The 14,717-nt window shown below is 49.2% G+C and carries 14 protein-coding genes; 6 read left to right on the plus strand and 8 right to left on the minus strand.

Annotated elements, in window-relative coordinates:
- Positions 1-5: 5 nt before the first annotated feature.
- The 3 genes from V6669_RS05500 to V6669_RS05510 form a co-directional block, all read right to left on the minus strand.
- On the minus strand, positions 6-1,847 hold the full coding sequence (locus V6669_RS05500; protein WP_338591524.1) for an ABC transporter ATP-binding protein: 1,842 nt from the start codon (positions 1,845-1,847) through the stop codon (positions 6-8).
- Positions 1,831-3,615 (minus strand): ABC transporter ATP-binding protein, encoded by a 1,785-nt coding sequence (locus tag V6669_RS05505; RefSeq protein ID WP_338591527.1) that lies wholly within the window; start codon positions 3,613-3,615, stop codon positions 1,831-1,833. Before V6669_RS05505 ends, V6669_RS05500 begins: the two co-directional genes overlap by 17 nt.
- Before the next feature lie 69 nt (positions 3,616-3,684).
- Entirely contained in the window at positions 3,685-4,119 is a 435-nt protein-coding gene (locus V6669_RS05510; RefSeq protein ID WP_249911652.1) for a MarR family transcriptional regulator, read from the minus strand.
- 240 nt (positions 4,120-4,359) lie between these two features.
- Between V6669_RS05510 and V6669_RS05515 the strand changes: the two genes are divergently transcribed.
- The 4 genes from V6669_RS05515 (at position 4,360) to V6669_RS05530 (ending at position 7,340) form a co-directional block, all read left to right on the plus strand.
- Entirely contained in the window at positions 4,360-5,298 is a 939-nt protein-coding gene (locus tag V6669_RS05515) for an NUDIX domain-containing protein (protein ID WP_338591530.1), read from the plus strand.
- Positions 5,299-5,390: 92 nt separating this feature from the next.
- Positions 5,391-5,876 carry an NADAR family protein gene (locus V6669_RS05520; RefSeq protein WP_338591532.1) on the plus strand — a complete coding sequence of 162 codons (486 nt, stop codon included), beginning with the start codon at positions 5,391-5,393 and terminating at the stop codon, positions 5,874-5,876.
- Between the two features lie 112 nt (positions 5,877-5,988).
- The gene (locus V6669_RS05525) at positions 5,989-6,861 is read left to right on the plus strand and encodes a TIGR02452 family protein (protein ID WP_338594850.1); all 873 of its coding nucleotides are present in this window, start codon (positions 5,989-5,991) and stop codon (positions 6,859-6,861) included.
- Positions 6,862-6,917: 56 nt separating this feature from the next.
- A complete protein-coding gene (locus V6669_RS05530; protein ID WP_338591534.1) occupies positions 6,918-7,340 on the plus strand; it encodes a macro domain-containing protein in 423 nt (140 codons plus the stop codon).
- Between the two features lie 175 nt (positions 7,341-7,515).
- On the opposite strand, the gene V6669_RS05535 is transcribed toward V6669_RS05530, so the two are convergent.
- From V6669_RS05535 to V6669_RS05555, 5 genes are all read right to left on the minus strand, one after another.
- The gene (locus V6669_RS05535; protein ID WP_338591537.1) at positions 7,516-8,463 is read right to left on the minus strand and encodes an iron-hydroxamate ABC transporter substrate-binding protein; all 948 of its coding nucleotides are present in this window, start codon (positions 8,461-8,463) and stop codon (positions 7,516-7,518) included.
- A 61-nt stretch (positions 8,464-8,524) separates the two neighbouring features.
- On the minus strand, positions 8,525-9,541 hold the full coding sequence (locus tag V6669_RS05540; RefSeq protein WP_338591539.1) for an iron ABC transporter permease: 1,017 nt from the start codon (positions 9,539-9,541) through the stop codon (positions 8,525-8,527).
- A 2-nt stretch (positions 9,542-9,543) separates the two neighbouring features.
- The gene (locus tag V6669_RS05545) at positions 9,544-10,617 is read right to left on the minus strand and encodes an iron ABC transporter permease (RefSeq protein WP_338591542.1); all 1,074 of its coding nucleotides are present in this window, start codon (positions 10,615-10,617) and stop codon (positions 9,544-9,546) included.
- 99 nt (positions 10,618-10,716) lie between these two features.
- Positions 10,717-11,484 (minus strand): ABC transporter substrate-binding protein, encoded by a 768-nt coding sequence (locus tag V6669_RS05550; protein ID WP_338591545.1) that lies wholly within the window; start codon positions 11,482-11,484, stop codon positions 10,717-10,719.
- Positions 11,485-12,447, minus strand: coding sequence for a helix-turn-helix transcriptional regulator (locus tag V6669_RS05555; RefSeq protein WP_338591547.1), 963 nt, complete (start codon positions 12,445-12,447; stop codon positions 11,485-11,487).
- A gap of 491 nt (positions 12,448-12,938) precedes the next feature.
- Between V6669_RS05555 and V6669_RS05560 the strand changes: the two genes are divergently transcribed.
- Together V6669_RS05560 and V6669_RS05565 are read left to right on the plus strand one after the other, a co-directional pair.
- Entirely contained in the window at positions 12,939-13,940 is a 1,002-nt protein-coding gene (locus tag V6669_RS05560) for a Gfo/Idh/MocA family oxidoreductase (protein WP_338591549.1), read from the plus strand.
- Between the two features lie 21 nt (positions 13,941-13,961).
- The gene (locus tag V6669_RS05565) at positions 13,962-14,585 is read left to right on the plus strand and encodes a pyroglutamyl-peptidase I (RefSeq protein WP_338591551.1); all 624 of its coding nucleotides are present in this window, start codon (positions 13,962-13,964) and stop codon (positions 14,583-14,585) included.
- Positions 14,586-14,717 lie beyond the last annotated feature (132 nt).

The following is a 14,717-nucleotide window of genomic DNA, read 5'->3' on the forward strand; positions in this document are numbered from 1 at the left end:
AATCATTAGTTCGACTTATTGAGCTGTCCCTGATGTAACTGATAGTAGAATCCTTGTTGCTGCATCAACTCGTCATGGCTTCCCCGTTCAGCGATCTGTCCATCATCAATGACGAGAATCTGATCGGCTTCACGAATTGTGCTCAGTCTGTGGGCGATGACAAAGCTGGTGCGGTCTTTCATTAAAGTGCGCATCGCTTCCTGGATCTTCATCTCTGTACGTGTATCAATGCTGCTCGTTGCTTCATCCAGAATAAGAATGGCCGGATCAGCCAGAATTGCCCGAGCAATGGTCAGCAGTTGTCGTTGTCCCTGACTCAGGTTGCTTCCCCCGGAAATGATGGGGGTATCGTAGCCCTGTGGCAGTTTGCGGATGAACGAATGTGCATTCGCCAGCTCAGCCGCTTGCCTGATCTGTTCTTCCGTTGCGTCGGGCTTGCCGTAGGCGAGATTGTCGCGAATGGTACCCGAGAACAGGTAGGCATCCTGAAGTACAATGCCGAGTTGCCGACGAAGTTGATCCTTCTCCAGTTCCGAGATGTCACATCCATCAATGGTAATCCGTCCGCCTGTAATCTCGTAGAAACGGGGTAACAGGTTGATAATGGTTGTTTTACCTGCACCGGTCGGTCCAACAAGTGCAATCATCTCCCCAGGTTTTGCAGTAAAACTAACCTTCTTCAGAATGTCTCGCTCCGTACTGTACCCGAAGGAGACGTCTTCAAATACCACTTTACCTTGAATCTGATCCAGTTGTTTCTTCTGTTCTTCCACGTATTCACCAGGCGTATCCATGATGTGGAATACACGTTCAGCACCTGCAATTGCAGCCTGAATCAAATTATACTGATTGGCTAGATCGTTGAGTGGCCGCTCAATCTGGCGGGAGTAAGCGAGAAAGCTGACGATCAGTCCGATGGATGTTAGATCATGATAAGCCATCCATCCACCTACAGAAGCCAGTATGGCAAACCCGATATTGTTCATCACGTTCATTGTAGGTCCAACCAAACCCGAAACGGTCTGGGCCTGTGTGCTGGATGTGCGCAGTTTCTCGTTCAAATTCTGAAAATGTTGATGTGCCTGATCCTGACGGTTATAAGCCGCTACGACTTTTTGTCCAGCAATCGTTTCCTGAGCATACCCATTAAGCTCACCAAGCAATTTCTGCTGGGCGGTGAAGTGTTTGCGTGTTCTTGACGCGATCAGGCGAGTGGCGATGGTAATCAAGGGTACAGTCACTAGACTGAGCAGGGTAAGCCGAACATCCAGTGCAAACATGATCGACAAGGAGCCAACGAGCAGGATGGCACTGGACATCAATTGGGTTACGCTTTGATTCAGCGTTGTAGATACGTTATCGATATCATTGGTGGCCCGGCTCATCAGATCCCCGCTTTGATTTTTATCAAAAAAGCTGACAGGCAGCTCTTGTAGTCGGGAGAACAACGCATGTCGCAGATCTTTAACGGTCAGTTGGGACACACCAATCATGACATAGGATTGAGCCCACATCAGGAGCGAACCAAAGACATAAACACTCAGCAAGAGGAGACATTCCTTCAGTAAACCCGCTGTTACTTTGGGAACGATATGTTCGTTAACGGCGCGGCCGAGAAGATAAGGCCCTGCCAGATTGAGCAGTGTGCCGAGAGCGGTTAGAACCAATGCAGCAATGACTCCTTTGCGATGACGTCCCATGTACGACCATACCCGAATCAGAGCATGGCGAGCATTTTTGGCTCGGACTTTGGGAACAGGTCCTCTTCCCGCTGGTCCGGGTCTTCCGATCGGAGGCACGACGGTTTGTTGAATGGAGGAAGATTCAGGTTTAGCCAAATTGAACATCCTCCTTCCGTTGCTGCGAATAATAGATCGCTTGGTAGTGTGATGAATGAGCCATAAGGTCATCATGTGTGCCCCTGGCAACGATCTGTCCTTCATCAATGACATATATACAGTCTGCATCCTTCACGGAAGAGATCCGCTGTGCAATCAAAAAGGTCGTGCTGTCTTTCATCAAGGATTGCAAAGCCTTCTGAATACTCGCTTCCGTGCGCAGATCCACAGCACTGGTGCTATCATCCAGAATGAGCACTTCCGGTTGCATGAGCAGGGCGCGTGCAATGGATATACGCTGTTTCTGCCCACCGGACAGATTGACGCCGCGTTGCCCCAGTTCCGTGTCATACCCGTCTTTCAGTTTCATAATAAAATCATCCGCTGCTGCAGCTTGTGCCGCAGCACGCAATTCAGCATCCGTTGCACCGGGCCGGCCGAAGCAAATGTTATCCCGGATGCTACCGCTGAACAGAATGGATTCCTGTAGCACAATGGATATACGGCTGCGAAGATCCTGAAGATCCCAGTTGCGAACGTTCACTCCATTCACGAGCACTTCACCCTGCGAAGCATCGTATAGACGGGGAATCAGCTGCACGAGCGAGGTTTTGCCTGAACCTGTTGAACCGATCAGAGCCACTTTCTCACCCGGGCGAGCCTTCAGGTTAATGCCGGTGAGTGCATGATCTCCGTCATAACGGAAAGATACGTCTCTGAACTCCACTTGACCGTCTGTGCGTGAGGAAAGGGAAGACGTTTGGTATTGGGATTGATCACGGGTAGTCGGGGGTGACTGCACATTCCCGGAGTTGTCGGTTCCCGATTGAATATCCGGCTGTGTATGTAACACCTCGTTGATCCGTGCAGCAGATACCTTGGCGCGGGAGAAACTCATCATCATCATACCGATGGACGTGAGGGACGAGAGTACAACCGTGACATAGTTGATAAAAGCAATCAGATCTCCAGCAGCAATATCGCCTCCGACTACCTGGAAACCTCCAAACCACAGCACCGCTACAATGGTAGCGTTCAGCATCAGGCTGAGCACGGGTGCATTCAGCGTTACAATACGCCAGGCTTTGACGGCGGTTGTAGTGTAATCTTCGTTGGATTGCTTGAACCGTTTTTTCTCCAGACGTGCACGTGCAAACGCCTTGACGACACGAATGCCGGCAAGATTCTCCTGAAGCACAGCGTTGACCTGATCAAGCTTGCTCTGCACACTGGCGAACAGCGGATAAGACGCTTTTATCAGGATAAATAAAATAATAAACAGTACCGGTACAGTCAGAATAAGAATGAGTGCCAGCTTCACACTGATCGTAAACGCCATGATGATACTACCGATGATCAGCATTGGTGAACGGATAAACATCCGCAGCAGCATCTGTACAAAGGTCTGCATCTGCGTAATGTCACTGGTCAGACGAGTGATCAGAGATCCTTCCTGAAATGTATCCAGATTGCGGAAAGAGAAGGTTTGAATATGGTCAAACAGTTCCTGACGCAGATCCGTGCCGTATCCCACGGCAGCTTTGCTTGAATAGAGTGTACAGCCTGCGCCGCCAACCCAGCCGATTAACGCAACAAGTAGCATGATCAGACCTGTAGTCACGATATGGGGCAGGTTCCCTGCAAGCACACCATCATCCACGATGCTTGACATCAGCTTGGGCTGGAGCAGGTCCATGGTTACCTCAAGTACCATGAGCAGCGGGGCGACGATCGCCGCCGACTTATACGGGGTCAAGAATCGTTTTAACGTCCACAATTAGGAAATCACCTCAGTTTTCATTACGTAAGTGAATCAATTGGTGCGATGTTGCCAGTCTGCATCAACTCAGGATTCACGCAGGTTTTGGAGCATACGCTGTGCAAGCAGAGACATGATCCTGGATTCTTCCGGTGTAAAATCTTTCTGGGCCTGCTGTTCCAACTCCTGAATCACTTCTCTCAATTCTTGTAACGCGGAGCGCCCCTGATCCGTCAGATAGACCCGCAGACTGCGCAGATCTTTCGGGTCTGCTTCGCGTCTCACATAACCGGATGTTTCCATGCGCTTAAGCATGACGGTCACCGTTGCGGGGCTGCGCTGAAGTTGTTCGGCCAGATTTTTCTGGGATTGGCCATCTTCCCGTTCAAGCTGGAACAACAAAGGGGGCTGCCCCGGGTATAACTCGGGGTGGTTCACAAGTTTCTCATGAACCTTGTAACGTTTCAGTTTCACGAGTTCGGATAGCTGTCCCATTAACCGATCGTTTTGGACTGGGTTCATATCATCTACTCCATTTCTACCTTCATTCCATCTTCTTGATACTGAATACCAGACTTTTTGAATACGCACATTTAGTTAGTCGACTAACTAAATCTTAAGTTTGATTTGACATATCGTCAAGTGAATACAGATCATTTATTTTGGACTGGAAATATTGACCTAAGATAAAATGATGTGATAAATTGATATTATCTAATTGTTAATAACATAATGTTAATAACAGAATGGAGTTCGTTTATTATGACTTATGAAGGTTCCTCTGGAGGAAAAGCTCCCGATTACCGGGAGCATCAGGATCAGGCACATATCAGTGAACAACAGTTTCTGGAAACGTATAATGCTGGTGATTACGAACGTCCTTCCGTCACCGTAGACATGTTGGTCTTTACGATCCGCAGTGAGGCACAGGAGAACTATCGCAAGCTTGCGGAACCCGAACTCCAGTTACTGCTGATCCGACGAGGCGGCCATCCTTATCTGGGACAGTGGGCGTTACCGGGCGGATTTGTCTCCATGCAGGAATCATTGGAAGATGCTGCTCGTCGGGAATTGTTGACGGAGACGGGGCTGGATGATATTTATCTGGAGCAACTGTACACCTGGGGAGATGTGGAGCGAGATCCGCGTACACGGGTCATCAGCTGTTCCTATATGGCGCTGGTGGATAGCAGCGAGTTGGAGCTTCAGGCTGGCGATGATGCCAGTGAGGCCAATTGGTTTCGGGTGGAGCAGCGACTTCTGGAAGAGAAACGGCATATCCATGAGCGTGGACGTGTGACAGAACGCAGGCTGCAGTTGATTTTGACCAATGGAACAGAAGAGTTATCGGCAATTGTTGAGACGAAAGAAACGATAGAAGGAAAAGTGCGGAGCCATCGTTTGACGTTGGGTGAGGTTCAGGGAATTGCATTTGATCATGCCAAAATCATTCATTATGCGCTTGAACGTCTGCGATCCAAGATCGAGTACACGGATATTGCATTTAATCTGATGCCGGAGACGTTTACGCTGACTGCGCTTCAGAAAGTACATGAGATCATCAGTGGCAAAAAACTGCTGGCTGCCGCTTTCCGGCGCAAAATCGCCGATTGGGTCATTGAGACGGGAGAGTATGCGAGCAGTGCCGGTCATCGACCATCACGTTTATACAGATTGAATCCAGAGAGACAGAACTTATAGAAGATGGTGTGCATCACTGAAATCGAATGAAGTCATTCAAGATGTTTACGGGATGATTGCATACATGAGGAGCATGTAAAGAGGGGATATGGATGGAAAAGTTTACGTTTTTCTGGCGGACTGCATCTCCGTTCTCACAGTGGCACCCGGCGGATTTTACCGTGAACGGGATTCACTACACGAGTGCGGAGCAATACATGATGTACCAGAAAGCGCTGCTGTTTGGCGATCAGACCATCGCAGACAAGATTCTGAAGGCAAGCTCTGCTTCGGTACAAAAAAAGCTGGGCAGACAGGTCGCAGGCTTCGACCGGACTTTATGGGAAGCTGAGTGCCAGCGCATTGTCTACGAGGGTAATTTGGCCAAATTTACACAAAACGAAGAACTGCTAACCGTGCTGCGTGCCACTCGTGGAACGACCCTTGTGGAAGCAAGTCCGGATGATCGCATCTGGGGTGTAGGGCTGGCGGAGGAAGACCCGCGTATTCGTAATCGAAGAACATGGCGGGGAACCAACTGGCTGGGTGAGATTCTGACCCGTCTAAGAGAAGATATAGGAAGTGATTCAGATGAGTGATCAACAACAGGATAAGAACAATAGCAGCAATAACAAAAATAGCAACGGACGTAATAGCCACGACAGTAAACTCGGTAGATCAACTGGTAATGGTGGCTCCAATTCACGTTCCATGCGGGCTAATATCGCACAGCAGACGTTGGCTATTTTGGATGAAGGGCAGTACGTAAATGGGTATGATCGCAAGGTTGAGATAGGTACCGATGTGCAGCAAGCCATCCGAAATTCGGCGTTATACCGTCCAGCAGAATTGTCCGCGCTCAGAGAAAAGCTTCGTACAGAAGCTTACGTTGCAATCCAACCCACGGCCCCATCATCTGAAGTTGAGGCTGCACCGGGTCGCATTGAAGTTACTGGCGAGACTACACTTGGAGCGGCTTCACGTTTGACGGTAGCTGAAGGAAGAGAAGATGTGGTCTGTTTGAACTTTGCATCGGCGAAAAATCCTGGCGGCGGTTTCCTTGGCGGAAGTCAGGCACAGGAAGAGAGTCTGGCCCGAGCGACAGGACTATACCCGTGCATCGCCCAAATGGATGAAATGTACGATTACAATCGCAAACAGCGATCGGGTTTCTATTCGAATTATATGATCTATTCACCGGATGTTCCGGTGATTCGTGATGATGAAGACAGGCTGCTGGACAAATATTATGTATCATCCTTCATCACTGCGCCAGCGGTGAATGCGGGTGTGGTGAAAGAGCGTGGAGAAGCGGATGATCTACAGATTGAGTCCGTGATGAAGGAACGTATCCTTTATATTCTGGACGTGGCTGTTACGAATGGTCATCGGACGATTGTTCTCGGTGCATATGGTTGTGGCGTATTTCGTAATGAACCGGCAGTGGTGGCGAAGTATTTTCATGATGTGTTAGTGGGAGAGGGATTTAAGGACTCCTTTGAACGAATTGTATTTGCGGTATATGATCGATCCGCAGGTCAGAGAACTTTAAAGGCATTTCAACGTTTTTTGGCAGAGGCCTAATAAAAAAATATGGGATATAGATTGAATGAGAGCGCTTGATAAAGGAGAGGAATGCGATGCAGTTTCATGAGAGACAACAGGATTTATTTGAACTCGGGGATGATTACACGCTTGCGCACTGCATATCAGCCGATGCAAGGATGGGCAAGGGCATTGCGGTGCAGTTCCGGGAGCGATTTGGTTTGGAAAATCTTCAAGAGCAGGCCAAACAAGAGCCGCTTGAGATTGGACGATGTTATCCGGTAGGGCGGACGCTGAATCTGGTCACCAAGGCTAAGTTCTCCAATAAGCCGACGTACCAATCGTTGACTAATGCGGTAGAATCCATGCGGGATGTATGTGTGATGGAAGGCATTACGAAGCTGGCTATGCCCCGAATAGGATGCGGGTTGGACAGGCTGAAATGGGAGAAGGTAAGTCCGATTATCCAGGAAACTTTTGCCGATACGGATGTTGAGATCATTATCTGTATACTATGAGCGCACTTGGTGGAAGAGGATGGAGTGCAGCTTGCTGGCAGAGCCAAAGCAAAAAAAACCTCAGCTTTGGGGGGAATAGAGCGTAAGTATGGTTCTTACCTACGCTGTTCCGATCTCAAAGTGAGGTTTTTTTGTTGTTTTTTATAAATGATGGGTATCAGATGTACAGGAGACTTTATTTTTTGGAGAACATTTCTTTGGCTTCATCCATGGCCATTTTATTACCGATAGATGAGTAATCCAGCCAAGGCTGTGCACCAATCGGGTAGACGTGACCGGCTTTGACTGCTTTCAGACCTTGCCAGATCGGATTGTTTTGCAGCTCCTTAAACATTTCTTTGGCTTCATCATCCGAATTCACAACCACAAAGATTGCATCTGCATCATAGTCCGGTAATATTTCACGGGAGACGACTTGATACGGTTTAGTCGAATCGATATCTGTGATCCCTTTGGCAGGAGTCAGACCGAGATCCTCATACAAAATGGGACCCATGGGACGGCGTGTACTGAACACACGTAATTCTTTGGCAGTAACACGGATCGCCATCACAGTACCATCACCGATCGTGTCATGAATCAGAGATTTCACTTCTTCCGTTTCGGTCGCGTAGTCCTGAATGTATTGCTCGGCTTCCTTCTCGCGATTCACGAGTTTGCCAATCTCTTTCAGATGGTCGCGCCATGTACCGTCATCCAGATTGAAGACATGCACCGGAGCAATTTTCTCGAATTTGGCAATATCATCACCGGAGAATTCTTCGTCCAGATAGATCACATCGGGTTTTAGGGCAAGCAAAGCTTCCATATCCGGGTCTTTAACCGGACCAAGTGGCGTTGTATTTTGAAGTTGATCAGCAACATGGGACAGGAAGCCTTTGGCTTCGCCACCAATAACGGAACCAACCGGAGTAATACCGAGAGACAGCAGATCATTGGTCAGATGGATCGACATGGAGGCAATCCGGGGCTCTCCTGAACTTGCACTGTTGTCCTGATTGTTGCTTGAAGTATCCGTGGACGAACCGCCAGAAGCAGATGATGAATTGTTAGCCGTTCCACAGGCTGCGAGCACAAGCACCAGACAGATACTCATGACAAGCATAAGATTTTTCTTTAACATGGGTAGTCACATTCTCCTTGAACATCTCTTGGATGTCTTTATTGTTTTTTTGAAAAAAAGATTACTTGCTTCGTACTAAAAGGTACAAAAAGTAAGGTGCACCAATCGCAGCAACCACCACGCCTGCCGGAATGGCATTAGGCTGAAAGATCGTTCGTCCAATCGTATCGGCGGTCACCAGAATAACCATACCGATGAGCCCGGCAGCAGGGATCAGATGCCGATGCATCGGACCGACAAGCCTGCGCGCCAGATGTGGTGCCGCCAGACCGATAAAGCCGATCCCACCAGCCATCGATACACTGACGGCAGACAAAGCCACGGCACAGAGCAGCAAAATAACACGCTGGGATCGGACAGGTGTTCCGATACTGGTTGCTGCAGCATCTCCAAGATTGAAGGCATCAAGCGTTTTGGATCGACTCCAAATGTACGAGATACATAACACCACCCAAGGAAGCAACGCTTGCACATGAATCCAATCCCGGCCCCAGACGCTTCCTGCGAGCCAGCGTGCGGCAAAGGAATAGGTGTCTTCATCCAGACGCAGGGATAGGTAAAGTGTCAACGCATGGAACCCGGCCGCTACCGCGATTCCCACCAGAATCAGCTTAATGGGTGATACGCCGTTGTGCCGATCATAAGATAACAGCATGATGATCAGGGCGGCGGCAACACTGCCTGCAAAAGCAAACAACGGAATCAGTAAGGCTACAGAGCCATCCATTGTAAAGGAGAGACTAACAAACACCATTAGTCCAAATGCTGCCCCCGCATGTAATCCCAGAATACCCGGGTCCGCCAGTGGATTGCGGGTGATCCCTTGCAAGGCCGCTCCGGCAATACCAAGTCCCGCTCCGGCCAATACAGTTACCAGGATGCGAGGAAGTCGGTAATCAAACAGTACAATCTGATCATCCGAACTGCCATTACCAAGCAAAGTCTGTAACACAGCCACTGGAGAGAGACGAATGGTTCCCGTGTTCAGGCTGATTACAATAACGGCAATGGCGATGCAGAGCAGCGTGATACTGACAACTATTGAACGTTTACCTCGTGAGGGTGTATTAAAATTCATCGCTACAAGGCCCTCCTTTCTTTACGGGCCAGATAGAGGAAGAATGGTACACCGACAAAAGCGACCATAATGCCTACCGCGAGTTCCTCGGGGGGATTCACGATGCGTGAGCCCAGATCAGCGAGCACCAGTAATATCGCTCCCAGCAGAGAAGACATCGGAATGATGAGTCGATAATCCACACCCACCAGTTTGCGTGAGATATGGGGGATGACAAGTCCGACAAATCCAATCGAGCCTACTGCCGACACGGACACACCAGCCAGCACAACAACTGCTGCGAGGGCGAGAAACTTCGTCCAGCGCAGGTTGATCCCGAGATTAATCGCCACTTCTTCACCGAGTGACATAAGTGATACACGCCGGGCGAGTGGCATAATCAGTACTAGTGTGGCGAGCAGCACGGGAAGAATCAGCTTCAGATGCCGCCATTCTATTCCGCCAAAACCTCCCGCATACCAGAAGGCCAGATCCTGACTCAGGTCAAAATAAATGGCAACTCCTGTGCTGAGCGAGGTTAACATGGCTGCAATAACCGCCCCGGCAACGGTCAGTCTGATGGAATTCAGACCACCCGGTGCTGCCATTCCAAGCAGGAAGATTAGCAGTGTGCCCAGAACAGCCCCCACGAATGATAAAACCATGATCCATCCATATGACAGTCCGGGCCAAAAGGCAAAGCTCAGTGCTACGACAAAAGTGGCTCCAGCATTGATGCCCAGAATGCCCGTGTCTGCCAGCGGATTACGCGTAATACCTTGCATTAAAGCTCCTGCAACGGCAAAGGCAGCGCCGATAATAACCGCGGCAAGGACACGAGGCAGCCGCAGCTCATGAATAATCTGATGTGGTGTCAAAGCTGGGTTGTACTGAAATATGGCAGCCCATACGGTTTCCAGCGTTAACCCTTTGGCACCTAACGAGATTGCGACAAACATACTTAGCAGCAGTATGGCTATGGCAGACAAAAACGTGAGCCCAACGGTCACTGCAGATTTTTTTGAATTAGACGGACGATGTGGCAGTCCCGGATGTTGAATACGGGTCACTCCTTTGGTACCAACAACGCATTTCATTGTTATTGATTATCATTATCAATTAGTGATCATTATAGAATCTTAATTCAGGCCCGTACATGGCATAAATTAAGATTTTGGAGATGGACATTTTTTAGATTACAAAAGTGAAGGTTTGTTCGTCAACATAGAGAGCGCTTCATTGAGCTGGATGTTGATGGAATATGGAGCGTATACGACCCATGAGTTCCAGTCGATGAGATGTACACGTCCGTTTTTTACCGCAGGATGGCTGTTCCACAGTGGATTCGAAGCCATCTCTTTCAACAGTGTTGCCTTTTCATGCATAGAATTAATCGCCAGTACCAGCACATCTGCCTCCAGTCCGTCCCATTCTCCTGGTGTGAAGGGCAGCCAGTTGAATCCAACGCCGGGAGATTTGCCAGCCAGTTCGGTCTGAATGCGCTGAGGAGCGGCCAATTGCAGACTGCGGTAAAAGACGTGTCCAAAGTTGCGATGGCTGTACATCCGTGGACCTTTAGGTGTTAACGTGCCAACGGCAACGGTAATATCCCCGACCAATTCCTTCATTTTTTTGCGTGCGCGCTCTACCTTGCGTTCATGTCGATCGAGCCAATCTGTCGCTGCCTGGGTACGATCCACAATGGATGCAATCTGATGCAGATGACCAAAGACGTCAGTCTGGTTCCAGGGAATCGTGATGATGGGGGCGACATCGCCAATATGCTCCATCGCTTTGGCAGCTGCATTGTCCTTGGTCAGAATCAATTCAGGATTCACATCCAGGAAGGCCTGACGTCCCTGTTCCCACGGTTCATAAGCGTGGAAGGGCAGTGCCAACGATTTGGGCATATGAGGCAGGTGGCCCTGAATCTGAGCTGCGCATGGTGTGATACCCAGTGTCATCTAGTGATCCGTGTATGGATAGGAGAGCGACACAATATTCCGATGCACCTCCTTCGCATAGGAAGTGGGAGCGTATCCAGCATGGTTCCGGAAACGTCGGCTGAAATAGAATTCGTCACGGTAACCCACTTCACGAGCCACATCACGGACACGCAGATCGGAAGTGAGCAACAATTCCTTGGCCCGGTTCATACGCAGATGAGTGATGTATTCAATCGGATTCTTCTGCATGCGGCTCTTGAATAGCTGCGAGTAATAGGATGGATGCATATCAGCCAGTTCAGCCAGCTTTTCCAGTTTGATCTCGTGCATGTAGTTTTCGCGCATGTATTGCAGGGTGGACCTGAGCCACTGTTCGGGTTCATCCTGCCCAGCCCCTACGTCAGTCTGGTCTTCTTGAGGCCAGAGCATATGTAACAGTTCAGTTAGGAAGAGCTGTGCCTTCAGGCCTGTTTCCAAACCTTCGTTGGTCAGTTGTGTAAGCTGTGCGGCAATGCGCTGTATACCGTAAAATGGGCCCTGAATCCAGCCTGTAACAGGTGAGCTGAGCTCACGTTCGTAGATTCGTCTGGATTTTGTTTTCTCCGTAGCCCGATACAGATCGAAGTGAATCATATATAGTTCAATATCATGGTCTTCATCACTAATCAGTTCAATCGCAGTTCCTGGTGTGCATAGACAAGCTGATTTGCGAACCACGTGGGATTCGGTCTCATTCATAATCAGTTGGCCTGTGAATTTGTGCATGTATATGAAGGTATGATGAGCAAGCTCAGTTGTGGACCAGCGCCATTTCCCTCGGGTTATTATATGTTCTGCCTGACGAAGTTCAATCAGGGTATCATTCAAGAATGCATCCAGGCCTGCTCGGGTGGAGGATTCCTTTTCTGAATTGGGACTTGTCTGCTGATGTAACATGTGTGGATTCATGTCGTTGTGGGTGGTACCAGGGATGGTAGTCATGGTGCTATGCGACCTCCTCTCTTTTGAACAGTTAAGTAATAATGAATGAATCTGATACGTATCGTATTTTCTCGGGCCTGAACGTCTTACTTGAACATCTATTGATGCGTTTTGCATGATGCTATAATTATTAGCTGCCTTGGCAAAAAAATGCGTTTGCAGTATAGTCAGATGTTTTCTGAATAGCACACGGGTATGATCCCGTTATCAGATGTGATCGATAGTTTAACCAGATTGTCGCTAGTTACAAGTAGTTTAGGGACAAGACTTCTTGGCCCTAGTCTGCTGATAATCTTAGCAAATCTACTGGAGAATTGAAATGTACACAGATATGTTCGAGGCCCTGATGAGCTTGAATTCTATTGAAAGCACATAATCGAAATCGTTTTCTGACGTAAGCGTTTCTTTTTGGTAAAATAAAGGGGATAACATGTTGGCCTGATCTGAATCATGAACCTTTTCAACTCAAATTGCAGTAGGGAGGCTTTAATATGACAGAAATAGTGGGACGGGACAAAGTACGCTGGGGCATTATGGGCACGGGATGGATTGCATCCCAGTTTGCAAGGGATTTGGAGCATGCCGGGAACGCAGTGAAAGCAGCGGTAGGTTCACGGACAGCGGGAAGCGCGGAGAAGTTTGCAGCTGAATATGGTTTTGCACGCGCTTACGGTTCTTATGATGAGATGCTTCAAGACCCTGAGGTAGATATTATCTATGTGGCAACACCGCATCCTGTGCATAAGGAGAATGTAATGGCTTGTCTGGAGGCAGGCAAGGCGGTGCTCTGTGAAAAGCCGTTTACGATGAATGCGCGTCAGTTGGAGCAACTGGTGGAGACGGCACGAGAGCGCAACCTTTTCCTGATGGAAGGGATGTGGACACGCTTTTTGCCACCAATCGCTCAAGCCAGAGCATGGATTGCAGAAGGACGAATCGGTGAAGTACGTTTGCTCCAGGCAGACTTTGGATTCCGTGTTGGTTGGGAGCCGGAAGGAAGGTTGCTTAATCCGGATCTGGGTGGGGGAGCTTTGCTGGATGCAGGGGTGTACCCGATCTCCTTTGCTTCGATGATCTTTGGCGAACAGCCCCAGCATGTATGGAGTACAGCCAATATCGGTGAGACGGGTGTGGATGAGCAGTTTTCCGTATTATTGTCCTATTCCGAGGGACGTTCTGCGTCACTGAGTGCTGCCATTCGTCTGAACCTTAGCAATGAAGCGGTTATATACGGTACGGAAGGCAAGATTCGTCTCCCTTTATTCCTGGCGGGTAAAGAAGCCTATCTGCATGTGAATGGTCAGGACGAGCCCGAAAAGTTTACGGATGATCGAACGTGCATTGGTTATGCTTTTGAGGCAGAAGAAGCGGGACGTTGTATCCTAGAAGGCCGCACGGAGAGCAATACCATTAAACTGGACGAATCTCTGGAAATCATGAAGCTGATGGACACCATTCGGGGTCAGTGGGGTTTGCGTTACAAATCGGAGTAAACAGACAGGAGTTGACGTGTGATGGTGAAGATTCTGATATCCGGGTTTGAACCTTTTGGCGGGGATGTGGTGAATCCGACGGGGGCATTAATGGATGCTCTTGCAAACGAAGTGATCGAAGGTGCTGAGCTAAAAACAGTACTGTTGCCCGTGCACTTTGATGAATGTGCAGACCTGCTAATCGCAGAGATGGGAGCCTATCGGCCAGATGTCGTCATCGCCTGTGGGCTGGCCAAGGGCAGAACATCCATCACACCGGAGCGGATCGCCGTGAATGTCAAAGACATTCCGCCTGGCTCCTTCGCGGATAACCAAGGCCAGCGTCCTGTGGACGAGCCCATTGCAGATGGCAGCCCAGACGGTTTGTTCTCCACGTTGCCCATACGTGCCATGGTGAATGACATGTCCGCAGCAGGTATTCCCGCTGCCGTATCCAATACAGCAGGTACATATATCTGCAACAACACGATGTACCGGGTACTGGATCACATTCGAGTAGGGCAACTTCCGATCCGTGCCGGATTTGTACATTTTCCCGCCTCCACAGAGATGGCTGTGTTGCAGCCTTCCGTCCCGTCGCTGCCTATTCCCATGATGCTGGATGCACTGCGGATTATGATTCGTACGGTTGTGGCTGATTCGTAGGGGATGGTTCCGATTGTTCGGCTGCGGTTGCAGCAAATCGTAGGTGACGGTTGGATTCGTAGACCGCAGTTGTGAATGGGAGAGCAGTGGATTGGGATGGGTTGCAGTAGGGTTCAAGATGACTTGGAGAGC

This window comes from Paenibacillus sp. Y5S-9 (assembly GCF_036894235.1).
Taxonomy (GTDB): Bacteria; Bacillota; Bacilli; order Paenibacillales; family Paenibacillaceae; genus Paenibacillus.